The organism is Paenibacillus xerothermodurans, from assembly GCF_002220865.2.
Lineage (GTDB): Bacteria > Bacillota > Bacilli > Paenibacillales > NBRC-103111 > Paenibacillus_S > Paenibacillus_S xerothermodurans.
In genome coordinates, this window is sequence record NZ_NHRJ02000001.1 from 1 (window position 1) to 25636 (window position 25636).

Sequence of the window (25636 nt, forward strand, 5' to 3'; positions counted from 1 at the left end):
CGTCATCCATGGTTTTCAAGTTATTTTCTTTTACAAAAGCCTTCACTTGGTCTTTGTTAAATCGAGCCATTTCAGCCATCCTCTCAAACCAACCTTTCTTCCATTTTAATGTATGGTTTGAGAGTTTACACAAAATATTTTACAGACTCAATTGTTGGTGTGGATATAGATTTTTTCATTAGACATTACTCAGAAGAAATTTATGAGAACGGTATACAGTGCAGGGATATGATTCGCTTATGTCAGGATTTATAGGGAAACCTATTCTAATAATTTTCCAGTATAAGTGAGAGTATCGTCAGATCTAATCTCGATTTACTTTCACCAAGTTCCTTGTTGTCTTTATATGCTTTTAGCTCGAGAATATATTTTTTCTCACGAGCATCCTCATTATTTTTCACACTTAGAGTCGGGCTCTAGTAAATAATATCACCTGACTTTATATCAGTATTTTTCCCTTTACTAAGCACTTGAGAATCAGGAGGGGTCCAAGAGAAACATTCTCCATCTGTCCTGATCGTCAACACGCGGCATGAGGTGGTCGCCATCCACCGGTGCCACGTAGGAACGTTAAACACGTCGGTGGCCGCAGCCGAAGTATGCAAGACCGCGATCTTGAATCATGCGGCGGGTCTCATTGCGGCACATAACCATCCGAGCGGCCACGTCGAGCTGTCAAAGCAGAATATGCAAATGACTACCACACTTATGGAAACCGGGCATGTTCTAGGGAGATCATGACATTATGGGCGGGCAACACGTCTATTGGTAGCAGGTGCAGCTTTGCCGTTGTTACAGTCCCGTGCCTTTCCGAAACGCTCATTGAATTTTTCAATCAACGGGATACACCGCTCCTGCATAAAGCACTCACCGAAATGTAAGTAAATAACAGATAAGTGCGTACTTCTAGTCCACTGTGCTTCACAGTAAAATATAAAACATCCCACGTGAAGGAGGATGTTCAGATTGAAATTCACTTATTTAGGAAAGTCAGGATTAAAAGTGAGTCGTCTGTGCTTGGGCACAATGAACTTTGGCGTGGACACAGATGAGCAGCAGGCGTTCCGGATTATGGATGCAGCCGTAGACGCTGGCATCAATTTCTTTGATACAGCCAATGTGTACGGGTGGGGAGAGAACGCAGGTCGTACGGAAGAGATTATTGGGCGTTGGTTTGCACAAGGAGGCGGACATCGTGAGAAGGTAGTGCTCGCCACTAAGGTGTACGGCGATATGCACGATCCGGCCGATGGCCCAAACCGGGAAGGTGGCTTATCCGCGTACAAAATCCGCCGTCACCTCGACGCCTCGTTGCGCCGCTTACAAACCGATCACATCGAATTGTATCAAATGCACCATGTAGATCGAAATGTTTCATGGGACGAATTGTGGGAGGCATTCCAAGTGCATCTGCTGGCTGGTAAGATCGGCTATATCGGCTCTAGCAATTTTGCCGGCCGCGATTTAGTGAAAGCCCAGTGCGAAGCCAAAAATCACCGGATGCTCGGACTGATTTCCGAACAGCACAAGTATAGCCTTCTTTGCCGGTTGCCTGAGCTCGAGGTGCTCCCGGCAGCGGAAGAACTGGGCCTTGGCGTGATTGCCTGGAGCCCACTGGATGGAGGGTTACTCGGTGGCAACGCACTCAAGCCGGCCGAGGGTTCCCGCCGCGCAAATGATCCTAAGCGGGTGGAAAAACATCGCGCACAGTTGGAGCAATTCGGCGCGTTGTGCCGCGAGCTGGGTGAATCAGAGGCTAATGTCGCGCTGGCTTGGACGCTGGCTCATCCGGCGATGACTGCACCCATCATCGGTCCGCGCACATTAGAGCACCTGCAAGCCGCACTGCGCGTGGTAGATATCCGTTTGGATGAGAGCACTTTGAACAAGCTGGATGAGATTTTCCCTGGCCCCGGGGGCGATGCGCCTCGCGCATACGCCTGGTAAGATCACGTACATTCCGCACCGCGCACGGTTTTTCATACCGTCTGAATAAGCGGCTGGTTTATATGGGCGATCGCTGAAGAGCTCCGATAGCGTGTGACACTGGCCCGCAAAAGGACACATGATAAATACCAGGCGGTAGCTCAAGTTTATAGCGCAGGTAAGCCTGCACGCGACTTTAGCGTGCAGGCTGTATGCGTTGCACGCGTTAAGTCCCATATTTTACGAACGCTGCTCAACAACTCTCATTACAAAATAATTCGGACAAATTATAATGGCCGCAAGTATGTTACAATACACACATTGTTACATCTAGGAGGCGGCGTTATATGTCCAACTTTAACGAATCGAGCTACGATTGCGTAAATGATTTTCCGCTGCATTGGGTTCGGGGAAATCAGCTTGGGATTCTTCTCAGCGTTGTGGCAAGTGTGCTCACGCAGCAAGCTTGGGTGCTTGTCATTCCACTTGCGGTGCAGCTGATCAGCCGCTGGGCTGGAATCCGCTACAATATTTTTGTTCGAATTTTTTCCCCCATCTTCCCGAAAAGCTCTCGCACAGAAAGCCGGGAACTCCTTCGTTTCAATAATCTGTTGGCGATTCTGATGCTGGCGGTGGCGCTCATCGCCTGGCTGTTGCAGGCAACGGTCCTTATGTATACCAGTTTGATTATACTGAGTACTGCCGTGGTCGCCGCGTTATTCGGATTTTGCATGGGTTGCTTTATGTATTTTCAATGGAAGCAATTCAAGGCTCGGCGGCGGACATAATTAAAAGCCATTTCGAAACAAGAGGAAAAGCGCTCCGTGACGGCATGTTGTCAGGAGCATTTTTTATTGTTCTGTAGCAATGGCAAAGGTGGACGGCTGATGCACTTGAAATGAAATAAAAGGGCCTTAGCTTGGTCATGACGTCAACTCTAGCTAACAAGAAGCGCAGCACTTCCACAGACAGTTCAATTTAGTCAGCTCGAAGTCAGCGGTAAGGAGATGGGGAAGTGGAGCAAAAAATCGTTATCCAAAAAGTTAATCAACTTGATACAGCTTCGTTGATGTTGTTGGTCGGAGAAAGCTCATACGAAGGATTCCGTCATGTTAAACGATTGGTAAACGACTATGAAGATGGGGCGAACAAATTCGATGAGCCTGGAGAAGCACTGTTTATTGCTTATCAACACGACAATATTGTGGGCGTATGCGGTTTGAATCGAGATCCTTATTCGAATAACAAAGATGTTGGTCGTGCTCGGAGATTATACGTATCCCCCAGAGCACGTCGATCCGGGATCGCGCGAATGTTGATGGATTCGGTGGTTGCCGAAGCCACGAAACACTATAAAATGCTTGTGCTCAAGACCCATAATCCAATAGCCGATGCTTTTTATCGCTCTATTGGTTTTTCTGTTGATTGTGATTCAGAAAACAACAGTCATTTTCTCCGGTTAGAACGCCACACACCTAGCGACGTCTTTACATCATAGGCAATGACACAACACATGAAATCGCCCTGACCAGGCATTAGACTATAATATTTAAGTAATCTGTCTATAAAGCCCAGGGTTGGCGATATGTATTGAGCTCATGATAATTAACGCGGTCCCAAGGGGGACAGCTCACTAATGGCCGATGTGCTTCAATTTATGAATGGAAGCGAATGTGGAGGACGTAGCCCAAGCGAAAAGCGGGAGCGTTCTCTTTTTTTTGGATGTCTCTATTTCGCGGTTCAAATCACAGTCGCCTTTGGAAATATTTGTTAGCTACCTATGCACTGCTTTGATAGGCTGAGCAATAGTAAGTATAATACATTCGGTGTGCAAGTTTCGTGAGTTTCTAAACAGCCGATAGCAGATCCGATAATGCAGAGGCAGTTTACTGTCAGGGCATGATTCGTATCGGCAGAAAAGCCATCTCAGTCCGTCAATTGCAGACCCAACAGTGTTTGGATATCGGTTGTTAGTACCATATTTAATGATATAGGACCTTAATAAGAGAAGGTGGACCACATGAAACCTCACTATTTTACAATTGGCATGGCCGGTCATATTGATCATGGAAAAACTTCCTTAACCAAAGCTCTAACGAACGTAGATACCGATCGCTTGAAGGAAGAGAAGGAGCGGAAAATCTCTATAGAGTTGGGGTACGCGCCTTTTCCGTTGGATGAGTACAAAACGTCGATAGTAGATGTGCCGGGACACGAAAAATTTATTCGTCAAATGATCGCCGGTGTGGCCGGGATTGATCTGGTGATCCTGGTCATTGCCGCAGACGAAGGTGTCATGCCTCAAACAGAAGAACATATTGAGATCTTATCTTTTTTAGGAATTGAGCATGGCATTATTGCCGTAACAAAAGTGGATCGGGTGGAGCAGGACTTCATCGAATTGATCGAAGAAGATATTAAATCAACGGTGAAGAGCACGATATTCGAACATGCCGACATCGTATTTGTAGACAGTATAACGGGCACAGGATTAACAAATTTACGGTTAACAATCAAACAAAATTTGAGTAAGCTTCCGCAAAGGAATGCAATTGGAGCTTTTCGTCTTCCCATCGACCAGGTATTTACCGTCCAAGGACAAGGAACGGTTGTGCGCGGCACTGTATACGAAGGCACCATAGAGACAGGTGATGTTTTAACGGTTCTACCACAGAATGTATCTGTAAAAGCAAGGAAGCTGCATGTTCATAATCAGGAGAAGGAAGTGGCTGTCGCCGGTCAGAGGGTAGCAATTAATCTAAGCGGCTTAACCAAGGAAGAGCTCAAGCGGGGAGATGTCCTCGTTTCATCCGGTGAATTCCCAATGAGCGACACAATAGATATCTCGCTTACAACGGTGCATGATCTACAATTCCCGGTGAAGCAGCGTGCCCCCATTAAATTTCATTCAGCGACATCAGAAGTCATGGGCAAAATTATTTTTTTTGACCGCAAAGAACTGCACAAGAGTGAAGAGATACTGTGTCAGATTCGGTTGGAGGAGAAGATCATGATAAAACGAGGAGATCGGTTTGTCATTCGTCGTCCATCTCCTGTTGAAACAATTGGCGGCGGCTGGGTCATCGATCCATTGGGCGAAAAGCAAAAGTTTGGTGAAAAGACGATACAGAAGCTGGAACGAAAAAAAGAAGGCAGTCCGACAGAGAGAATACTAGATGCTTTACATTCCCTGCAATTGGTGACAAAAAAAGAGCTGCTTCAATTTACATCCATACCTGTGGAGACAATGGGTGAAGCACTGAACGTAGCGTTGACGGAAAACTCTATCGTAGAATTAGACTCAGACGTATTTACTTCGAAGGCTGTATATGAAGATGCTAAAAGCCAGCTTTTTGAGCTTGTGCGTAAATACCATGCAGTTTATCCATTGCGAACCGGAATGAACAAAGCCGAATGCATGAAAGCCCTGGATAAGAAGATCCCGGCCAGATTAACGGAAATAGTCATCGATAAGGAAGTGGAAGAAGGAATTTTGGCTAAAAATAAACAATACATCGCAGTTTTCGGATTTAAGCCACACTTTCCGGATTCATGGAAAAATCGGTTGGAACATGCATTCGCACGATTACAGGACGACGAATTAGCAGTTAAGCCATGGAATGAATATATGACGAATGAAAAAGTGCCTGAAAAGCTTTACCCGGAGGTCACACATTTTTTGCTGCAAAATCAGTTAGCTTTTCCGTTGGATGAGTCGCATTTGATTCATCGAGACGTATTTGTTGCACAGCTCAAAAAGCTCTATGAAGCCACTTCAGGCCAAGCCTTTGGCGTGCAAGAAGCGAAAGCTGGTATCGCGGCTTCAAGAAAAAACTTGATCTTATTTTTGGAACTGCTTGATCAATTGAAGATTACGCAAAGAACGGAAGAAAAACGAATCTGGGTCAAAGAATCCTGTCCCGTGCATTTTGAAGACGCCTAATTTTATGATAACATCCTATTATGTAAGCTATCTTACATAAGTGACTATTCAAGTAAAGGTATATCCTCAGGAGGGAGGTGCGCACCTATGGCACAAGGCGATAAGTTAAAATTAACTCATTTATCCAGCAAGGGTGGCTGAGGCTGCAAAATTGGTCCTGAGGACCTGGCGCAAGTTTTGCGTCATTTACCTAAAAATGCTCCAAATGCAAACCTGCTAGTTGGAATCGATACTTCTGACGATGCAGGCGTTTATAAGATTTCCGAGGACACGGCCTTGATTCAAACCGTGGATTATTTCACTCCGATAGTGGATGATCCCCGCATGTTCGGTCAGATTGCCGCGGCCAACGCGCTTAGCGATGTATACGCAATGGGTGGCAAGCCGCTAACTGTCATGAACATCGTGGGCTTTCCCGTGAGCAAGCTTGATATGTCCGTTCTGGCGGAGATACTGCAAGGTGCAAGCGAGAAGGTGCAGGAGTCCGGTGCCGTACTCGTTGGCGGACATTCCATCGATGACCAGGAGCCGAAATTCGGCATGTCTGTCACGGGCGTCGTCCATCCTGACAAAGTATGGACCAACAGCGGGGCTAAATCCGGGGATGCTTTGCTTTTAACCAAGCCGATCGGTGTGGGCATTCAAACCACAGCCATTAAAAAGGATGCGCTGACCGATCAGCAATTGGACCATGTAATGAAAACGATGGCGACACTTAATAAGACGGCTTCTGAGGTATTGCAGCAATTTGACGTGCATGCATGTACCGATGTAACGGGGTTCGGGCTTTTAGGCCATGCGAAAGAGATGGCATCGGGCGCTGACGTTGGTATGGAAATTTTCGCGGATAAGGTACCTGTACTCGATGGAACGAGGAAGTTGGCGGAGGATGGATTTGTTCCTGGAGGCACGAAGTCGAACCACAGATGGCTGAAAGACAATGTACAATACGCTGGCACCGTTGATGAAATTACGCAGCTGATTTTATGCGACGCCATAACCTCTGGTGGTTTGCTTGTCGCACTACCGCAAGAGCAAGCTGAGAAGGCGGTACAAAAGCTTGTTGAAGCTGGAGTGGAGTATGCGGCTTTGGTTGGCCGGGTAGTGAGCGAGCATGCCAAGACTATTGTCGTAAGCTAATTCATGCAAAAAAGATTCCTGTTGTGACAAACAGGAGTCTTTTTTTATTCTATCGATTGAGCCAAGAGGTTTCGGGATATCTTGATATATTCGTTGTTGAATCCCAGGTGTTACTTCAGTGGAATTCCATCAAAAAAGTATTCTGCGGGTTTTGCATTATCAAACGGGCAATGGCCACACAGTGCTTTTGCCCTCCGCTGAAATTTCTATCCTTTGCTCCATAAATCATGCCGCTGGAACCAATGATGCCAATGCACGCATAAAATCACCGACTAAGGTTGGAAGCCCAATGTATTTGAGAATAATTAAAATTGTATGTAAGATACATTACAAAGAAACAGGAATTAACGAGGGAGACATAGTGATGAACATCAGCACAGAGCAAAGGGGTATGCTCAGGGCCATACCTGCGATACATCGGCTCATCGAGCAACCGTTGGTGCAGCAGCTCAGAATGGATACGAATGTTCCCCATGAATTTATCGTCTATGCAGCAAAGCAGCTGACCGATGAATGGCGTGAACAGATTCTGACTGCATCAATACAGATTATGAATGAACAGCAGGTGCTCGAACATATGGAGCGGGATTTGTATAAAAAAATGACAGAATGGCTATCGCCGCGCCTACGCAGAGTGATCAACGGCACCGGTGTGGTCTTACATACCAATCTTGGACGGGCCCTGCTCAGTGAAACCGCTGTGAAACAAGTCATCGAAGCCGCGGCCTATTATTCCAATTTGGAATACGACATTCAAGGCGGAGAAAGAGGATCGCGGCACAGTCATGTGGAGGACCTGATCTGTCGGCTTACCGGAGCTGAAGCAGCCATGGTCGTCAATAATAATGCGGCTGCAGTTTACTTGATTTTGCGGGAAATGGCCAAAAACAAAGAGGTGATTGTATCAAGAGGGCAGTTGGTTGAAATCGGCGGATCGTTTCGGGTATCCGAAATTATGGCGGAAAGCGGAGCGAAGCTGGTTGAAGTGGGGACGAGCAATAAGACCCATCTTTATGATTACGAACGGGCTGTGCATGAAGAGACCTCATTACTCATGAAGGTGCATACGAGTAACTTTCGTTCCATTGGTTTTACCAGCTCGGTCTCCACTGAGGAACTAGCGGCACTTGGCAGGAAATACGCAATTCCTGTATATGAAGATTTGGGAAGCGGGGTACTCTACGACTTACGGCAGCATGGCATTGGTGATGAGCCCTTAGTTCAAGAGGTGATCAAAGCGGGAGCGGATCTTGTATCATTCAGTGGGGACAAGCTGTTGGGCGGTCCGCAAGCGGGAATCATTGCAGGCAATAAGCGTTGGATTGATAAATTAAAGAAAAATCAGCTGGCTAGGGTGCTCAGGGTGGATAAGATGACATTGGGAGGACTGGAAGCAACCCTTCGAATGTATTTGATTCCTGAACAAGCTAGAAAAGAAATACCTACTTTAAGAGACATTTTGAGTTCAGTGCAGGAAATTGAAGAAAAAGCACAGCACTTCATGACTCTAGTGGGAACGGATCAAAACATCACTATGAGCTTGATCGACGATGAATCGGCGGTTGGCGGCGGCACTTTGCCTGGAATTACCTTGCGTACGAAAGCTGTTGCACTTCAGTTCCCCGAATGGCCTGCGCATCATGCAGAAGAGAAGCTGCGAATGGGCACTCCTTCCGTCATTGTGCGTGTGGTTAAAGAGCAGGTGCGAATTGACTTTCGTACCATCATGAAGGAAGATATAGAGCTTTTGGCGGAGGCTGTGAAAAGGATTACTAAGCAGCGCTGAACAATCTTTTGTAATCTATGCTACTGTTTTTTAATTTCTTGGCTGTAAAATGTATGTTAATCCAAAAAGATGTACTTGGAGACAATATGCGTATTCTCTTGAAGGAGGTGAAATGAAATGGCCAAAACGATTACAGCTTCCGAGTATGAAACACTCGTAGCACATGCAACCAAACCGGTTGTTCTTGAATTCGGTGCCGATTGGTGACCGGGCTGCACTCAATTGAGACCGGTGGTCTCTAAGGTAGCCGAGCAGGAAGCAGGTGTGGATTTTTACTATGTGGATGTGGATCAATCTTCCGAGCTTGCCGATCGATTCGGAATCAGAAGTATCCCGACGCTAGTATTAATCAAAGAAGGAAAGGAAACCAATCGCTCCGTTGGCTTCATTCCTGAGGCAAAAGTGAAAGAATTTGCACTCTCGTAGGTAAAAATAAAGAGGCACCGAGCGTGTCTCTTTATCTCATAACTACTCAGGAAGTCATTTGTCCAACTTAACATAGGGATGAAGTCTAATGAAAACCGTTGTAGTAACACCTCATTATCACCAGCAAAGAGGACATAAAAATACTTAAATGCTTGTCCAATTAAAAAAAGACCAAACCTGGGCTGGTCTTTGTTCATTTACGTGATTTGGCGAGACTGTGTGGGAATCGAACCCACCAGAGACGGCACGCGCCTCCCAAATGGTTTTGAAGACCAAGGGGGACACCAGTACCCCAGCCAGCCCCATGTGGCATGAGCAGCAGTTCACTCATACAGGCGGCATTGACCTGAAATCGGTCAACATCGGAATGAGTTAAATCTTGATGCTGTAGTTTAGTATACCCTATTGTAGCCATGATTAATATAATCTGTGCTACAGACATACGTGGAAACGGAATCAGAATCATTGAATCGAACGAAGAAATTGGGTGATCACAGCGGAATTGAACTCTCGTCCCTTGCTGGGCGCGGAGTTTTTTATTTTTTCAAAAGGGAGTTTGGTAAATGGGGAAAAAAACACCTTCAATGAAATCGAAAAAAGAGCACGAAAAGTAACTAACGGAGTATCGGTTTGCACGTGTGCATACTCTGCCATAGTTCTGAGAAAAATATTCATGTATTTCACAACCAAATTCAACAATCTATGGAGGGGAAAAAATGACGCCACAAGATACCAACAATCTGGCTGAACGTACCCCAGCCGCTGCCAGCGGAGTGCCGACAAACAACGTTGGAGATCCGGATGCAGAATTGCAATCGACGAGATTTCCCAAACCTGAGGGGCCCGATGGAGTGAGGCGGCTACTTGAGGAGACGCAGGATCAGCGTTAGAACGCCCAGGGTTAACTCAGCTAGTGAGCCAAAAGCCGGACGATTGTCTTCGTCCGGCTTCTTTCTTGTACGCCCAGATGGGAGTCAATCTTTGGGTGCAAGTCCCGAACTGGGGATGGTCACGCTCTCAATAAAATATTTTCTTACTGCAGAAATGGTCGGAGTGATAGCTAATATTTGGTGAGCATTCGCAGCGATTAGTGTTAATATAGATTTAAAGCCGGTTACGAAAGGGAGAGAGCAATGTGTCCACAGTCCGATGAAGAGGTTGATGAACGTGTTGCCAAACAGCGTAGTCCGAAGAGGCTGCTTGACCCGCAGCAATTATTGAGACTGGAGTCAGGAGGAACGAATGAAATCCGAAAGGTCATCCGCCAGCTTGTCGGGCCGTCGTTAGTCGAGAACATTTTGCTGAATGTGCTTCAGATGATCGTGATGATTATGGTCGGGCACGTTGGAGCGGAGGCGGTCACTGCTGTAGGCTTAACCAATCAGCCCATTTTTTTCGCATTGGCAATTTTTATGGCACTCAATATCGGAACAACGGCAATCATCGCCAGAGCGATGGGAGCGGGAAATGTAGAGGAAGCGAATCTGACGGCCCAGCAAACTTTTATCCTCAGTATGCTGCTTTCTGTGGGAGTCATTATTCTTAGTTATTTGTACGCGGAAAACATCATGATATTCATGGGGGCCACGCCGGAAGTGATGCAAGAAGGAGTCGGCTACGCGCAGATCATGTTTCTGTCGCTAGGTTTTACGATTTTGTCGATGAGCTTGTCCGCTGTGCTGCGCGGAGCCGGAGATACGCGTACGCCAATGAAAATCAATGTGCTTTCGAATATCATTGTTGTGGTGCTCGGATATCCGCTCATTTACGGCATTGGCATCATCCCCGGCCTTGGCGTAGCGGGAGCTGCGATTGCTACAGCTCTGGCGAAAGCGTTTGCCGCGATATGGGTGTTGAAGGTACTGTTCGGCAAAGGCTCGTACATCAAGCTGTCCTGGAGCCAAGTAGGGACCTTCCATTATCCGACGATTCGCCGGCTGGTAAAGATTGGTTTACCGTCCATGGGCGAACAATTTGCGATGCGATTGGGTCAGCTTGTATTTACGATCGTTGTAAGCGGTTTGGGAACGGCGGTTTTTGCAGCGCATACGATCTGCTTCAATATTATGGGGTTTGCCTTTATGCCAGGTATGGCTTTCGCGCTTGCCGCCAGCACGCTTGTCGGGCAAGGCCTGGGTGCCGGGAAGCCTGATTTGGCTGAAAAATTCGGTTGGGAAACGCAGCGATTCGGCCGTATATTTGGAGGGATAACGGGAGTCTGCTTCATTATACTGGCTCCGTACATTATGATGCTGTATACGAATGACCAGACCGTAATCAACGCAGGGAGCAGCGCATTAAGAATTATCGGATGTATTCAGACTTTCCAAGCGACACAATTTATATTAGCCGGGGCGCTGCGCGGGGCGGGTGATACCAAAATTCCGCTCATTTCGACTTTTGTCGGCGTCTGCATTTTTAGAAGCTTATTAGGCTTACTTTTTGTAATCGGTTTCAACTGGGGAATTATAGGCGCTTATTTATCGATTGCGATCGATCAAATCGTGCGAACAGCCATTATTTTTTACCGTTATAAGAGCGGCAGATGGAAAACGGCGATTGTGTAGTATGCAAACGCATTCATTATAAAGAAATGAAAAGTAGCTAATAGCGGAGACGCTTCATATTCAAAAGTATGCTCCAAATAAGTGGGGACTTTGTGCCATGGCAGGAAGTGTAGATGAATGGTGTGCTGAGGTATCGTATGGAATAATGTAGAAATACAGGAGTTGATGTGTAATGGTTTTATGTATAATTTTTGATTTAGATGGTACGCTGTGTGATTATAATCAAGCAATGGAAAACGCAAAACAGAACCTGTCAATTATGCTATCGGAGGCCAATATAAAAACCTTATTCATTTTGGAATCGTTATCATCAGGCTAGAGCCTAAACTATTTAAACAATTTATTAATAGCGAAATATCCATTGATGAGTACCGAATCAGGCGGTATTCTGATATTCTACGAGAAATTGATGTAAGTTCAATTTATTTGGCTAAACAAATGAATATCACGTATATGAAGGAAGCAAATCATAACGTAAAATCATTTGAAGATATAATACCTTTTCTTACTGCTTTCAAAAGAACCGGTATGAAAGGAGCAGTTTTAACCAATGGTCCTTCAGATGGTCAAAGAGATAAAATCAACGCATTAGGGTTACACGAATATTTCGATAAAGTTTATATCAGTGCAGAAGTAGGTTTTGGTAAACCGCAAAAAGAAGCGTTTCAATATGTCCTGGATGACTTGAATTTGCTTGCTTCCGATTGTATGGATGATTGGTGATTCAATTCAAAATAATATTGTAGGTGCACAGCAAATCGCAAAGGTTTTTTGATAGACCGTACCAATAAATATCCGGATTATCAGAGTCCCAAGATTAAAAGCCTGTTGGATCTGCTCGACGAGAAAGAGGGACTGATATGTTAGTAAATAATATTAACTGGGAAAGTTAAAGTTTCTAGGAGTCACGCTATACTTTAAATAATCATAAAACTTGTGTTATTTGGTTCACAGGGTTACCTGTTATTGAAAGGGTGTGGCTATTTTGTTTTATAGAAGGAAGTTTTATATTGTAAAAAATGAGTTTGTTGACATTTTTAATGCACATTTTAATGAAACAAATTTACCTAATCAAATTAAGCATGGGGCTCGATTAATTGGAAGGTGGATGCTGCCCAATGATGAATCGACTACTGAGATATTCGCTATTTGGGAGTACGACAGTTATGAAAAGTACAAGGAGATAGAAACGGCTGTCAGAGGAGACAGTGAACACAGAAATCGAATAAATAAGTGGTATGAAGAAAATGGTGGTAGAGAATACGTTTATAAACAGTGTATTTTTGAGGTTAAAAATGAGCAGTTAATTTCTACTTCCATACAGAATGAATTCACTAATCATGATGTGCAATTTTGGCTAAAGAAATAACATTTCCGCGGTACAAGGGGCTTCATCGTTTTGTAACACGGTACAGTGAATCAAGTAGAAGAAGTCTGCTCCCGATTGAGAGGTGTGCCAGAGTGAAATCGAATAGTGTAACAAATTTAAACTGGATTGGATCAGAGCGAGCATACCTCAATTTGCCATCAGTAGAGAAACTGCAACATATGACGATCGGCAGGTATGGTGGAAACACTGAGAGTGGAGCGCATAAAAATGAGGATGGTTTATTAGTCTGGCAAAGTATTTCATGGGAGTTTGTAACACTAATTGATTCACATAGCTCTTGTGATAGTACAGAACTGATTATTGCCACACTAAAGGAAAATGAAAATGCGATTAAAGAGATTCTCGATTCAAAAATAGATGTGTTGTTCGATCAAATTGAAAAATTACTGCTTCAAGTATTTAAATCGGATAGGTTTAAGGATAAATGCCGTGTCCTACAGGGTGAAGCGTCTTGCTTAATCTGTATTCGAAAAGAGAACGTTCTTTGGTGGTTTTCCGTTGGTGATTGTCAGTTATTTCTGATTCATGATGATTTAGAAAAGTGGGGACAAGTGAGTTTAAACCAAAGAAATTATTACGAATGGATAGGTAAAGTAAATACGTTCGAACAGGCAGTACCAAGTTATTCACTTGGTCGTAGGGAACTTAGAAGAGGAATCAATTATATTTTGTTGATTACAGATGGATATCTAGAAGCGAAAGAGGCTGCAATCTCAATTCCTGATCTTTGCCGCTCGGAGCGTTTGGTTGTATCCTTTCTGAATATTCTACATTGTCAGCAAACGGTGGATAGTACTACATTAGTACTTTGGGCTGTACAGAATGAGCTGGATGCAGCAATTCCCTTCAGATTGATCATTTAATAAGGCAGGGAACAAAATCAAAAAGCTTTGAGCGGAGGAATGGCCGTTCGCATTCCCGACATGAAGCATCCGTACAAAGCGGAGCTCGCCATTTAAATCAAGTTCGAACAGCAGCCTTAGTCAGCGGTATTCCTTACGCCGGTCTAGGGCTGTTTTCATTTTGCTCAAATTGATGCCCATAATCAGGACCCGTTTCGCGAGGGAAACAGGGTCCAGTACGCTGCTTGCGTTTCACATAGGGGTCACAAACAGGGCGAGGTAAACCTGTTATAAGGAGAAGCTAAGGTATGGACCATCTCGGGAATCGGTAACTCGGATTCGTGATTGGGGGGATAAACCATATGGATGATACGTGTAGGAAATCTGGTGCCTAATCTGACGATGAAAAAAAGGGGCATCTTCGACTGACTCGTACGGCAGTGAAAACGAGTTGGGCGGAACGGTATAACCTAATCTTTCTGGAACAGGAACTGGGGCTGAAGGTACATCCGGAGAAAACCATGGTTGTGGACAATATGGAAGAGCCATTCGTCTTCCTGGGTACGAGTTTTGGAATGGTTCAAGGATGAAGCCTTCGGACAAAGCGAGCGCAAATTCAAAGGAACGGGTAAAAGAACTGCCGCGAAGGAACCAGACGGTCAGCGTCGAGCAGTTCATAAAGAGGAAGCTAAATGCGTGATGGGGCAATTACTTCGGTTAGCTTTTTCCGGGACATGGATGGTTGGACGCAGACTACGGGCTGTACAACTGAGAAGTTGGAGGAAAGTCCGCATGAACAGCCTCTGCCTCAACTAAGGATGACGGTATGGAGAAATTCCATGGCTTCCACGCACAATTTGCGATGCCTAGCCTATGGGTTTAGGAAATCGGTCTCTGCTCATTAGTCGACCTTTACACTGAACTTGATCCTCAGCAGGGATAAACACTGGAAGAGCCGTATGCGATGACCCGCACGTGCGGATGTGTGAGAGGCCCATGCAAATGCGCATGGGCCTACTCGATTTGTGTGCCGTCAAACGAATATTGGATTGCTTGAATGGTCCCCTTTGAAGATACTGAAGACAGTTCTGTGCATGTCGTTGGGTCAATGCAAAACCGTTGCAAAAAATAATAGCTAACGAAGCCCTGTGTAAGAATATCATCAATAATGATTAGACATAGTCACGGTGTTTTCGACCAATATGTTTGCGCTAATGAACGGGCTCATCATTCACATCCACGATCAATTGCTCCAGCTCTGCGGTCAAAGCAACTGTTCGGTGAGAATATTCGGGCTTGCCGTATACGTTGTTTAGCTCATACGGATCTTGTTGCAGATCAAACAGCTCCCATTCCGGCGGCCGTGACTCGTCGCGGGAATCGGTGGTGCCTAGTGCCTGCGCATAATAGTAGATGAGCTTATAATCATGGGTGCGGATACCATAATGCGCGTATACTTCGTGACAGCCGTCCAGGTGCATCCAGTAGCGATAGTACATCGAAGTGCGCCAGCCTTCAGGCGTAACGCCGTTCAGCAACGGACGTATGCTCTTTCCTTGCATCCGTGCGTGAATTGGTAGCTTCGCATATTCTAGGAAAGTAGGAGCGAAATCTGTGTTTAGTACAATATCCGTGTTGACTGTGCCCGGCTTAATCTCCCGCGGATACCGCACAAGGAACGGCATGCGCAGCGATTCCTCGTACATGAACCGTTTGTCGAACCAGCCGTGGTCGCCGAGGAAAAACCCTTGGTCTGACGTATAAATGACGATCGTATCATGAGCAAGACCTGCTCCGTCAAGGTAATCGAGCATGCGGCCCACATTATCATCTATTGAAGCTATGCAGCGTAAGTAATCCTTCATATAACGTTGATACTTCCACTTGCGTACTTCCTCTGCGGTTAATCCTTCCGGAGGAGCGCCTTTCGTATCGAGGTCATTCAGGTCATCGATGCGCATCTTGGCCTGTGCGGCTGCTTGTGATCGAGTCGCATAATCGTCGTTGAAGGTTTCCGGCTCCGGGATCTCGATATCCTCATAGAGATGCATATGCTTCTCGTCCGGCTCCCAGTGGCGATGTGGTGCCTTATGATGACACATCAGCATGAAAGGGCGTTCAGGATCCCGCTGCTTGATCCAGTCCAACGACATATCCGTAATGATATCCGTGACGTAGCCAGTATAGCGCGTTCGTATACTCATATTGATGAATTCCGGATCATGGTAGTCCCCCTGATCAGGCAGAACATTCCAATAGTCAAAGCCTGTAGGATCATAGTTACCACCATGTCCGAGATGCCATTTTCCAATAATAGCGGTCTGATAGCCGTCTTCCTTCAATAGCTTGGGGAACGTTACTTGCCTGCCGTCCAGATCATCGCCGAGCGTCTTTACGCCGTTGATATGATTATAGACGCCTGTTAATATCGTAGCGCGGCTAGGCGCACATATCGAGTTCGTGCAGAAGCAGTTGTCAAAACGGGCTCCTTCATTCGCAATTCGGTCGAGATGGGGTGTGGTATTGACCTTGCTCCCATAGGCGCCGATTGCGAGTGAGGCATGGTCGTCAGACATGATGAACAGTATATTTGGACGTTTTACAGTCTGCAGAGACATAGGAAGCACCCTTTCCTAGGTATAAAATGGCAAAAAGATAAATAAACATGAGCTCCGTTTCTTTATTAAAGAAGCTTTACTAAAGCATCCAGTCTCGTCCTCCATATCTTACTTCATTCCGGATATCGTGAAATTCTCGATGATATGCTTTTGGAAGTAGGAGAAGATCAGGATGACCGGAACAACCATGAACGCGGAACCAGCCATCTGTAAGGCGAAATTGCCCCCGTATTGTCCTTTTAATAACTGTAGTCCAACGGACAGTGTATACAGCTTTTCATCATTTGCGATAATCAAAGGCCACAAGAAGCTGTTCCAGCCGTGAATGAACGTAAGTATGGCTTGTACGGCCAAGATCGGTTTCGACATGGGTAAAACGATCTGTAAAAAGATTCTATATTCGCTGGCACCATCGAGACGAGTAGCCTCGAGCATTTCACTAGGTATAGTCGACATAAATTGGCGGAACAAAAAGATTCCGAATGCTCCTACTAGACCGGGCAATATAATACCAGCCATGCTGTTCGTCAGCCCAACAGAGTTCAGAATAAGGTAGACAGGAATCATCGTAACCTGAGATGGAATCATCATGGTTGCAAGTACAAGCACGAATAGTCCATTCCTGCCTTTAAAGTCATATTTGGCAAAACCGAAACCGGCCACTGCATTCAGGAACATCCCGAAGAAAGAAAATATTACAATCGTTAGTGTGTTTACCAGGTAAATATCAAAATTCATATTCGTAAACAAATTTCGGAAATTTTCTAAGGTGAAGTCTTTTGGCAACAATGTAGGCGGAATCTGCATAACTTCGCTTTCTGGCTTGAATGCGGATATAATCATCCATGCGAAAGGCATCAAGAACAAGATACCGGCAAGCGTTAATAGACTTGCAGATATCCATTGAAAAATTTTATGCTTCTGACCATTGTTCATTGCTTTTAGTTTAACGGTTGTTGGGCTCACCGCTGCACCTCCAGTTCTATAGCATACCCGAATCCTTGTTCTGCGCTCGCATCTGAATAAGCGTGACTATTATGATCGCAGCGAACAACACGAATGATCCTGCCGCAGCATAACCAAAGTTGCTTAACTGAAAGCCGTTGTTGTAGATGAACAAAGCGACCGATATGGTACCGTCGAGTGGGCCGCCCTCTGTCATAACAAACGGCTCCTCGAAAAATTGCAGCCAGCCGATCATGGTAGTAACCGAGACGAAGAAGATAGCGAAGCGGAGCATAGGAATTGTAATCTGAGTTACTTGTTGCCATGCATTAGCACCATCTAGCTGAGCTGCTTCATAGTAGGACCTGGGAATGCCTTGAAGCGCTGCGATGAAAATAACCATATTGAGACCGATCGCTTTCCACAGTGCAAGCAGAATGAGCGATATCTTTGCCATTGTCGGATCGGTTAACCATGGAACTTCAGGCAGGCTAAAAAGACTTAGCAGGTAATTCAACAAACCGAGCGTTGGGTTATACAAGTAGCTCCAGACAACCGCGACCGCAACAATGTTGGTTACGGACGGCAGGTAATAGACAACTCGAAACACTTTAAAGATGCGTGATGTGCCGAGGTTAATCAATATTGCGATCGTAAGTGAAAACAAGAGAACGAGTGGAACCCCGACAATAACGTAGAAGAGGGTGTTCGTGATGGACTTCAGGAAGACTGGATCAGCGAAAACCTCTACATAATTATTGAGCCCGACAAATTCGATGTCGGAGAAGTTCGCCAGCCCGCCTAGATCCATATCTGTAAAGCTTATGATTAATGCTATCGCTATAGGAAGCAAGGAGAACAAAGTAAGCAGCAGTAGAGTGGGAGCAATAAAGAAGTACGGTGCATTTTTGTTCATAAAGCCATACATACTAAACATCACTTCCTTTAGCTCTTGCGAACATCGCAAGCGGACTGATAGTAATTAACCGGCATTTCTGCCGGTTAACAAGTTATGAATATGTGTCTACTTGCCAAGGCTCTTTTCGGCGCTTTGATTGAATTGATCCATCTCTTGCTGTACGTCTGCATTACTGCGGTAGATTCTCTCGAAATGCTTCAGGTAGTTTTTGCTGATCTCTGCCCATTGTGTCATAACCGGCATTGGTTGAGCTGTATCAAGCTGTTCTTTAATGATTTTGTAGTTATCTGTGGTAAGTAGTTCATTGTCCCATGCTTTTGTATTCGCAGGAAGCGAACTGGTGGCTTCCATCCATTTCAATTGAGTTTCAGGCTTGCTCATGTATGCAACGAATTTTGCAGCTGCATCTTTGGTCTCGGAATATTCAAATACGGACAAGTTGGATCCACCCAAGATGGAAATATTGTTTTCTTTCTTAGGCAGGACAGCGATACCCCACTTGCCGTCAAGTTCAGGAGCTTGATCTTGAATCAGCTTAATCATCCAAGGACCGCTGATGAACATAGGCACGATACCCTCGCCTTTGAATGCAACGATCGCATCCAGACCCGAATCTTTAGGAGCAGATCCGGTTTGGAAGAAGCTGTTCAGGTACTGTACCGCTTCAACATATTTAGGCTGATTGAACAACGGCTTACCGGTGTTGTCAAACCATTCTGCACCGGCTTGACGAGCGAACATGAAGCCGAGAGATTGCTCTTTCGTGTCGATGCTTATACCATACTTGCCTTTGCCGCGTGCAGCAAGCTTCTGTGCAGCGTCGGACAGCTCTTCCCAAGTTGTTGGAGCTTGCTGATAGCCGACTTTCTTCAGCAGATCTGAACGATAGTAAAGGAAGCGCGTTTCTACGTACCAAGGAGCTGCTACATAGGTCTTTTCAAAAGTACCGGCTGCAACTGCACCTGGATAGAAGTTTTCAGTCTTAAGCTCTGGATATGTATCAACATAGGGGGTGAGATCCATAAGAGCTTTTGCATCGGCAAATTCTGGAATCCACGTCGTACCCATTTGGATAACGTCAGGGCCTTTTTTGGATGCGACAGCTGTCAACAGCTTGTCATGTGCCTGGTTCCAAGGGATAGCTTGTACTTTGACTGTGATATTCGGATTTTCTTTTGTAAATTCATCTGCGATTTTCGGAAGGGATTTTGCTTCCTCACCCATTCCCCACACATTAAGGGTAACTTTTTCATCGGATGCATTCCCGGACGCCGCGGCAGAACCTTTGTCATTTGACGAGCATCCGGTAAGTATGCCCAGCAGTAACAGGGTTGTTCCTAAAAACACAGCTGCTAATGCTTTACGCATTGTTTTTGCTCCTCTCAACAATTGCTTGATGTTGTAATTAGAATCCTAAAATAATTCCTGGCTGCATTTGGGAAATTGGCACTATAAAATGATCATCTCCACCCCCGTCTAATTGTGAAAAGCCCCTTTTGTCCAAAACAGGAAAGCAAGGAATTTCATAATACGAAACGTTTCGATACTGTGTTTTATCTTCTCTTATACTTTATCTAAACGTTTCAATTGGTATTATAAATCAATTTGTAACCGCATTCAATAAGAAAATACCATGATTTTTTAATAAAATAAAAACGTTTCGAATCATAATTGACGGTAAATAGTAAAGCTATTTATAATCAAACCGTACTAATAGAATCGTTTCTTTTGAGATGTCAGACGGCAAAAACCCACTAATTACGCAGGCCGTACCAGCGGGTATTCATGGGATGAGCCTAATTAAATGAACTTGGTGTAACGTCTACACCATGGAACAGATTCAAGAGGTTATTGCTGTGCTAGGCGATGGTTCGCTGGTTACCCGTATTACGGCCGTTTTAGGCATACAGTATAGAAGCCGCGACTTGCCTGTAACGTGGGAGGAAACACTGTCTCCGTCTGGAGCTCGTACACAGGGTTCCCTTCAGCGCTACGACCAACTTGTGGGGGTGATCTAAGATGGCGGCAGAGCTGGCAGATTTGTGTCGACAGCTTCGACTACCGCATGTCATGGCTATGTGTCTTATCGTAAAGTAAAAATACCCCGAAAAATCATCATGCTCTACCCAAAAAAATCGTGCACAATTACCCATCATAATCGACCTGGGTAAAACGAACGACGATTGAGAAACCGATACTCTTCGTGGCGATACAGCGAAGGGTGCGGGGACGGGAGATGTTGAAAATGAGCCAGATCGAGACGATTAAGGAATCGCATGCGAAGGGGCTGGGGTTCGGTGGCGATCGCCGAGCGACTGAACATCACACGAAAGACGGTTAGCAAATACATGGCAGAAGACGGATTTCAAGAAAGACCGAAAGAACATAAGGCAGCGCAATCTTCCAAGCTGGATCCGTTCAAACCGCTCATCCAGGAGTGGCTGGAAGAGGACCGGAAAAACCGATACAAACAGTGGCATACCGCAATGCGGATTCACAAGCGCCTCACGGCCGAATGCAAGGGCTACGACGCCTCGTATCCCATCGTCCAGTGCTATGTGAAGAGCTTGCGGAAGCACCGGTACCAGGAAGGTACATTGGAACTTGACTGGCAGCCGGGCGAAGCGCAGGTGGACTTTGGCGAAGCCGAGTTTTACGATGCAAGCGGCGAGAAGCGGATGCACAAGTTCCTCTGCGTAAGTTTCCCCTACAGCAACGCCGGCTACGTCCAGCTCTTCGGCGGAGAAACGGCAGAGTGCGTCGCGCATGGTCTGCAAGATATATTCCACCGAATCGGCGGCGTACCGACGCGCCTCATCTTCGACAACGCCAGCGGCGTAGGCCGCCGGGTCAGCGAGAATGTGCGAATCGCCGAAGTATTCCTGCGCTTCAAGGCGCACTACGGCTATGAGCTCACCTTCTGTAATCCGTACGTCGGCCACGAGCAACGGAATGTGGAGAACAAAGTTGGCTACATGCGGCGCAATCTGTTCGTTCCGCTGCCCACCGTCACCGACGTGCAGGCGTTTAACCGGGAGCTGCTGGATCGCTGCGAAGCCGACTGGCAGCGCAAGCATTACAAAAAAGGCGTGCCGATGAACCTGCTGTTTGAAGACGACAGAAAGGCGTTTCTCTACCTGCCGAAGATGCCGTTTGCCGCCTACCGGTACACACGCGTGAAGACCGACGGCTACGGCAAGTTCCTGGTGGATGGCAAGCACTTTTATTCGTCGGCTCCGGAGTGGGCCGGCAAGGAACTCGCCGTCCGGATCGGTGCGCATACGGTCGCACCGCTTGCGCCGAGCGGCGAGCCCATTAGCGTACATATCCGCATATTCGGCAGGCAGCGGACGGACAGTGTCGATGTGCGGACCACACTCAGCCGCCTGCTCCAAAGCCCGGGCGCCTGGCGAAACAGCCTGATCCGCAAAGCCCTTCCCGAGCGGCTGAGAGAGGAAATGGACGGGCTCGAGCGCGCCGAACTTCGGGAGGCGCTGCCCACGGTGCAGGACCGCTCCAGCCGGTATGATTTCGATACGGCGCTCCAGGCCCTGGAACAGGCGACCGAGCTCGGAAGCCTGAGCAGTTCCAACAGTGTGGTGCTGGCGGCCAGGCTGGCCGCGTTTGAACCCGAAGAAACGAGCGGTGTCGATCGTGGCGTTTACGATGAGCTTTTGCAGACGACCGGGGGTGGGTAGCGATGAGCCTGACCCGTGAACGCGAGACGCTGCGAGGCGAGATCTCCGTCTTCTGCAAGAAGCTCGTGTTCAGCCAGCGCGCCGTGCAGCTGTGCGAGACCGAGGCTACACCCAAGCAGGAGGAATTCCTTCACCGCGTCCTCGCCGATGGAAAGCCGGGAGCGCAGCCGCCGGGCTAGGTTGCTCAGCCGCGCCGGGTTTCCGGTCTATAAGACGCTGGACGGCTACGTGCAGCTGCCGTCGTCGCTGCAGTGGAGCGATCTGATGGGGCACGTTTATCCAGGGCAGACGAAAACCTTGTCCTCTACGGCCCGGTCGGTACCGGCAAGACGCATCTGGCGATTGCTCCGCGCCTGTGAGCTGGGCATGACGGTAAAGTTCTACACGGTCGCCGTACTTGTGATGCGATTGGCTGAAGCACGGCACGGCGGCGTACTTGAACCGCTCATGAGCGAGATCCAGCGCTGCCAGCTGCTTATCCTGGACGAGTGGGGCTACATTCCGGTTGACAAAGAGGGCTCGCAATTGCTATTTCGCGTCATTGCTGACAGTTACGAGCGCCGTAGCTCGGTCATTACCACGAACCTCCAGTTCTCCAAATGGGGTTCTGTCTTTACGGACGACCAGATGGCCGCGGCGATGATTGACCGGCTCGCGCACCACGCACATTTGCTTGTTTTCGAGGGCGAAAGCTACAGAATGAAACATGCACTCATGAAGGAACGATGAAAAATTACCCCTGACGATCATGGTCAAAAATGCACGATTTTTTCGGGTAATTTTGCTTGACGAAATGCAGAAGTGGCTGTTATAAGTACTGGTCTTGCAAATCACAGGAAAAGAGGCGCCGAAGCGAGGGTTCGATGGAGATCCAATGCGCAACTTAATACCTACCAAGAACATGATGCACACGCGACTCGTCTGCGACATTAGGCCCATTGACCATGCTCCGTGCCTCTCATATAATTTATGAAAACGCAACCAAAAACGTTTCCGAAAATAAGGGGGGATGCCCTATGGTGTCGATAAAAGATATTGCCAGCAAAGCGGGTGTTTCCATATCAACAGTTTCAAGAACGTTGAATCACTACGCGGATGTTAATCCGAGGACGAGAGATAAGATTTTCAAAATCGCAAAGGAGCTTAATTATTTTCCCAATGCCGTGGCTCGGAGTCTCGTGCAGAAGAAAACGCATACAATAGGCGTATTCTTCGGCAACAAAACGAATTCCGGCTTTGATCACCCTTTCTTTCAGGATGTGATTTCCGCGGTGAGGGAAGTCGTAGGTAACGCCGGCTATGATCTGCTCGTGTTTACCAACAAAAACAAAGAAAGAGCAACCTACACGACGCTAAGCAAAGAGAGAAGTGTGGACGGAATCGTGTTGCTTTTAACAGGGGAAGGCAAAAAGTGGGACCACCAGCTCACGGAGCTTCAGGAAAGCGGAATCCCGTGTACGGCTATTGACGTTCCACTTGTGGGTGAGAAGTGCGGGTTTGTAGAGTCGGACAACTTCTCCGGTGCCAAACAGGCCATCGAACACTTGATATCTCTTGGTCATACGACCATAGCATTCATAGGTGGGGACGAGATCAGCAAGACAAGCTTCGACCGGCTGAGAGGTTACCAGCAGGCGTTGATGGACCATAAACTTGGGCTGGACCCTACGCTGGTGAGACTGGGTTACTTTATCAAGGAGAAAGCAATGGAGGAAACCCGCAATCTAATTGAAACCGGTAAGCAGATCACGGCCTTCTTTGCAGCGAGCGATGAAATGGCCATGGGTGTTATCGAAGCTCTCACCGCTATCGGACTTCGGGTTCCCGAGGACGTCTCCGTCGTCGGATTTGACGATATCAGAGAGGCAGCGTACTTCCGGCCGGCTCTCACTACGATCAGGCAGAACAAATACAAGCTGGGCAGTACAGCGGCAGAGGTACTGTTAAAAATTATTGAGAATACAGGGCCAAGCTCCTGTCCGGTCGTGCTTCCCTGTGAACTCATTGTAAGAGAGTCCACAGCTGCTTGCAGCAGACGAGAATAAAATTTTTTTTAATGATTTCCAAAAACGTTTTTGGAGAATTGGAGGCCGCTATGAAAAGAACATTCTCACTTTCACTCGTGACCTGTCTATCCTTTTCACTGTTCGCTGGTTGCGCCAGTTCCGGCGCTGATTCCGACGAAGCCAACAATGGAGTGGTTACCATTCAATACTGGCATACTCAGACGGAAGAAGAGCGGGTAGCTCAACTGAAATCGATAATCAAAACCTTCGAAACGCAGAATCCGAACATCCGCGTCGAGCAGGTTCCGGTTCCTGAAGAGGATTTTCCGAGCAGAGTCTCGGCCGCTCTCGGAGCAGACCGGCTGCCGGCTATGATCGAAGGCGGAATCGACCAAATGCTCTTTCTCGGTTCTGAGCTCGTGACGGACAATGCTCTCCACGAAGCGGTCATTGATGAGATCGGTAAGGATACCTTTTATGAAGGCGCTTTAAATACAATGAAAGCCGGTGGTAATCAGGGCTATTACGGTGTTCCGATTTCCGGCTGGGTGCAGGGCATCTGGTATAACGGGAAACTGTTCAAGGAGAAAGGATTGGAGCCGCCTGCAACATGGGACAACATCCTGAAAGCGGCACAAGCGTTCCATGCCCCCGACCGTCAGCAATACGGTATCGTGGTGGGAACATCGAAGGACGATTTCACGGAACAGACGTTCAGCCAGTTTGCCTTATCCAACGAGGCTCAGGTATTCGATCAGCAAGGGAAAGTGAATTTCAATTCTCCAGAAATGCTGCAAGCTTTGAGTTACTATAAAGAGCTCGCCAAGTATACGCCACCGGGCTCGGAAAGCTGGCGGGAGGCGCGGGAGATGTATTTGTCCGGTCGGGCTCCTATGGTGATGTATTCTTCCTATCTGATGGGTGACCTGGCGGAGAATCAAGAGCTGGCAGAGAATACACATTTTGTAGTGCCGGAGAACAAAACAAAAGCCACATACGGTGAAATCACGTCGTTAGCGGTGATGAATACGATTTCCGAACAGGAGCGTGAAGCGGCCAAACGGTTTACCCTTTTCCTCACGCAGAAGGATATTAACATCAAATACTTGCATATGTCACCTGGGGGAGCCAATCCGACGAGAGCAGTGATTGCCGAAGACCCTGCTTACCTCGAGAACGAAGTGCTGCAGGCATATGGCCCTGAAGCGATCAAGATTGCGTCGAGTCTGGATAACTTGAAGCGATTCGGCTTTGTCAACGGCAGCATGAAACCCGCGATGGGAGATATCTCCGCCCAATTTGTCATCGGCGAGGCGGTGAACAGTATAACCGAACGAAATGTTGGTCTGGAGACGGCCGCGCAGAACGCTCAGGACAAAATGAGCAAGATCGCAAGAAGATCAACGGAATAACGCCAATCACTGCAAAAA

25 protein-coding genes, 1 tRNA gene and 1 pseudogene are annotated in these 25636 nt (G+C 46.9%); 22 read left to right on the plus strand and 5 right to left on the minus strand.

Annotated features, from left to right (window positions below; translation table 11 throughout):
* Window positions 1–150 precede the first annotated feature (150 nt).
* The 10 genes and pseudogenes from CBW46_RS00005 to CBW46_RS00045 form a co-directional block, all read left to right on the plus strand.
* A pseudogene (locus tag CBW46_RS00005) lies at window positions 151–255 on the plus strand (GNAT family N-acetyltransferase); the annotation flags it as partial.
* 261 nt (window positions 256–516) lie between these two features.
* Window positions 517–741, plus strand: coding sequence for a JAB domain-containing protein (locus CBW46_RS22205; protein WP_424445844.1), 225 nt, complete (start codon window positions 517–519; stop codon window positions 739–741).
* A gap of 225 nt (window positions 742–966) precedes the next feature.
* On the plus strand, window positions 967–1947 hold the full coding sequence (locus CBW46_RS00015) for an aldo/keto reductase (protein WP_089198002.1): 981 nt from the start codon (window positions 967–969) through the stop codon (window positions 1945–1947).
* Window positions 1948–2273: 326 nt separating this feature from the next.
* Window positions 2274–2714, plus strand: a complete 441-nt coding sequence (locus tag CBW46_RS00020; protein ID WP_089198003.1) for a DUF4395 domain-containing protein — start codon at window positions 2274–2276, stop codon at window positions 2712–2714.
* A 227-nt stretch (window positions 2715–2941) separates the two neighbouring features.
* Complete coding sequence (locus CBW46_RS00025; protein WP_089198004.1) at window positions 2942–3424, plus strand: GNAT family N-acetyltransferase; 483 nt, start codon at window positions 2942–2944, stop codon at window positions 3422–3424.
* Between the two features lie 522 nt (window positions 3425–3946).
* The gene (gene selB / locus CBW46_RS00030; protein ID WP_089198005.1) at window positions 3947–5869 is read left to right on the plus strand and encodes a selenocysteine-specific translation elongation factor; all 1923 of its coding nucleotides are present in this window, start codon (window positions 3947–3949) and stop codon (window positions 5867–5869) included.
* Window positions 5870–5956: 87 nt separating this feature from the next.
* Window positions 5957–7009, plus strand: a complete 1053-nt coding sequence (gene selD, locus CBW46_RS00035; RefSeq protein ID WP_089198006.1) for a selenide, water dikinase SelD — start codon at window positions 5957–5959, stop codon at window positions 7007–7009.
* Between the two features lie 364 nt (window positions 7010–7373).
* Window positions 7374–8795: an L-seryl-tRNA(Sec) selenium transferase gene (gene selA, locus CBW46_RS00040; protein ID WP_243633106.1), complete on the plus strand. Its 1422-nt coding sequence runs from the start codon at window positions 7374–7376 to the stop codon at window positions 8793–8795.
* Between the two features lie 117 nt (window positions 8796–8912).
* Window positions 8913–9002 carry a thioredoxin gene (locus tag CBW46_RS21985; RefSeq protein ID WP_165842150.1) on the plus strand — a complete coding sequence of 30 codons (90 nt, stop codon included), beginning with the start codon at window positions 8913–8915 and terminating at the stop codon, window positions 9000–9002.
* Between the two features lie 15 nt (window positions 9003–9017).
* Window positions 9018–9221, plus strand: a complete 204-nt coding sequence (locus CBW46_RS00045; RefSeq protein ID WP_089198007.1) for a thioredoxin family protein — start codon at window positions 9018–9020, stop codon at window positions 9219–9221.
* Between the two features lie 207 nt (window positions 9222–9428).
* Here CBW46_RS00045 and CBW46_RS21095 read toward each other — a convergent pair.
* A tRNA-Sec gene (locus CBW46_RS21095) sits at window positions 9429–9525 on the minus strand.
* A gap of 412 nt (window positions 9526–9937) precedes the next feature.
* Between CBW46_RS21095 and CBW46_RS21100 the strand changes: the two genes are divergently transcribed.
* The 6 genes from CBW46_RS21100 to CBW46_RS00070 all read left to right on the plus strand — a co-directional run bounded on the left by CBW46_RS21100 (window position 9938) and on the right by CBW46_RS00070 (window position 14041).
* Window positions 9938–10111 carry a hypothetical protein gene (locus CBW46_RS21100; RefSeq protein WP_165842151.1) on the plus strand — a complete coding sequence of 58 codons (174 nt, stop codon included), beginning with the start codon at window positions 9938–9940 and terminating at the stop codon, window positions 10109–10111.
* A 243-nt stretch (window positions 10112–10354) separates the two neighbouring features.
* Window positions 10355–11788 carry an MATE family efflux transporter gene (locus CBW46_RS00050; RefSeq protein ID WP_089198008.1) on the plus strand — a complete coding sequence of 478 codons (1434 nt, stop codon included), beginning with the start codon at window positions 10355–10357 and terminating at the stop codon, window positions 11786–11788.
* Window positions 11789–11846: 58 nt separating this feature from the next.
* Complete coding sequence (locus tag CBW46_RS22210) at window positions 11847–11939, plus strand: SUMF1/EgtB/PvdO family nonheme iron enzyme (protein WP_424445846.1); 93 nt, start codon at window positions 11847–11849, stop codon at window positions 11937–11939.
* A gap of 269 nt (window positions 11940–12208) precedes the next feature.
* Window positions 12209–12511 (plus strand): HAD family hydrolase, encoded by a 303-nt coding sequence (locus CBW46_RS21565; protein WP_481353852.1) that lies wholly within the window; start codon window positions 12209–12211, stop codon window positions 12509–12511.
* Window positions 12512–12773: 262 nt separating this feature from the next.
* Window positions 12774–13157, plus strand: a complete 384-nt coding sequence (locus tag CBW46_RS00065) for an NIPSNAP family protein (RefSeq protein ID WP_089198009.1) — start codon at window positions 12774–12776, stop codon at window positions 13155–13157.
* Window positions 13158–13249: 92 nt separating this feature from the next.
* The gene (locus tag CBW46_RS00070; protein ID WP_089198010.1) at window positions 13250–14041 is read left to right on the plus strand and encodes a PP2C family serine/threonine-protein phosphatase; all 792 of its coding nucleotides are present in this window, start codon (window positions 13250–13252) and stop codon (window positions 14039–14041) included.
* 1190 nt (window positions 14042–15231) lie between these two features.
* On the opposite strand, the gene CBW46_RS00080 is transcribed toward CBW46_RS00070, so the two are convergent.
* The 4 genes from CBW46_RS00080 to CBW46_RS00095 form a co-directional block, all read right to left on the minus strand.
* Window positions 15232–16638: a sulfatase family protein gene (locus tag CBW46_RS00080; protein WP_089198012.1), complete on the minus strand. Its 1407-nt coding sequence runs from the start codon at window positions 16636–16638 to the stop codon at window positions 15232–15234.
* A gap of 108 nt (window positions 16639–16746) precedes the next feature.
* Window positions 16747–17574 (minus strand): carbohydrate ABC transporter permease, encoded by an 828-nt coding sequence (locus tag CBW46_RS00085; RefSeq protein WP_089198612.1) that lies wholly within the window; start codon window positions 17572–17574, stop codon window positions 16747–16749.
* 46 nt (window positions 17575–17620) lie between these two features.
* The gene (locus CBW46_RS00090) at window positions 17621–18511 is read right to left on the minus strand and encodes a carbohydrate ABC transporter permease (protein WP_089198013.1); all 891 of its coding nucleotides are present in this window, start codon (window positions 18509–18511) and stop codon (window positions 17621–17623) included.
* Window positions 18512–18607: 96 nt separating this feature from the next.
* Window positions 18608–19870, minus strand: a complete 1263-nt coding sequence (locus tag CBW46_RS00095) for a sugar ABC transporter substrate-binding protein (protein ID WP_089198014.1) — start codon at window positions 19868–19870, stop codon at window positions 18608–18610.
* Window positions 19871–20778: 908 nt separating this feature from the next.
* Here CBW46_RS00095 and istA point away from each other — a divergent pair.
* The 6 genes from istA to CBW46_RS00115 all read left to right on the plus strand — a co-directional run bounded on the left by istA (window position 20779) and on the right by CBW46_RS00115 (window position 25618).
* A complete protein-coding gene (gene istA / locus CBW46_RS00100) occupies window positions 20779–22200 on the plus strand; it encodes an IS21 family transposase (RefSeq protein ID WP_111361051.1) in 1422 nt (473 codons plus the stop codon).
* A 2-nt stretch (window positions 22201–22202) separates the two neighbouring features.
* Complete coding sequence (locus CBW46_RS21570) at window positions 22203–22379, plus strand: hypothetical protein (protein ID WP_165842152.1); 177 nt, start codon at window positions 22203–22205, stop codon at window positions 22377–22379.
* A 72-nt stretch (window positions 22380–22451) separates the two neighbouring features.
* Window positions 22452–22559, plus strand: a complete 108-nt coding sequence (locus CBW46_RS22215) for an ATP-binding protein (RefSeq protein WP_279386445.1) — start codon at window positions 22452–22454, stop codon at window positions 22557–22559.
* A gap of 43 nt (window positions 22560–22602) precedes the next feature.
* Entirely contained in the window at window positions 22603–22929 is a 327-nt protein-coding gene (locus CBW46_RS00105) for an ATP-binding protein (protein ID WP_279386449.1), read from the plus strand.
* Between the two features lie 287 nt (window positions 22930–23216).
* Window positions 23217–24245, plus strand: a complete 1029-nt coding sequence (locus CBW46_RS00110; RefSeq protein WP_165842153.1) for a LacI family DNA-binding transcriptional regulator — start codon at window positions 23217–23219, stop codon at window positions 24243–24245.
* Between the two features lie 50 nt (window positions 24246–24295).
* Window positions 24296–25618 carry an ABC transporter substrate-binding protein gene (locus tag CBW46_RS00115; protein WP_165842154.1) on the plus strand — a complete coding sequence of 441 codons (1323 nt, stop codon included), beginning with the start codon at window positions 24296–24298 and terminating at the stop codon, window positions 25616–25618.
* The last annotated feature ends 18 nt before the right edge of the window (window positions 25619–25636 follow it).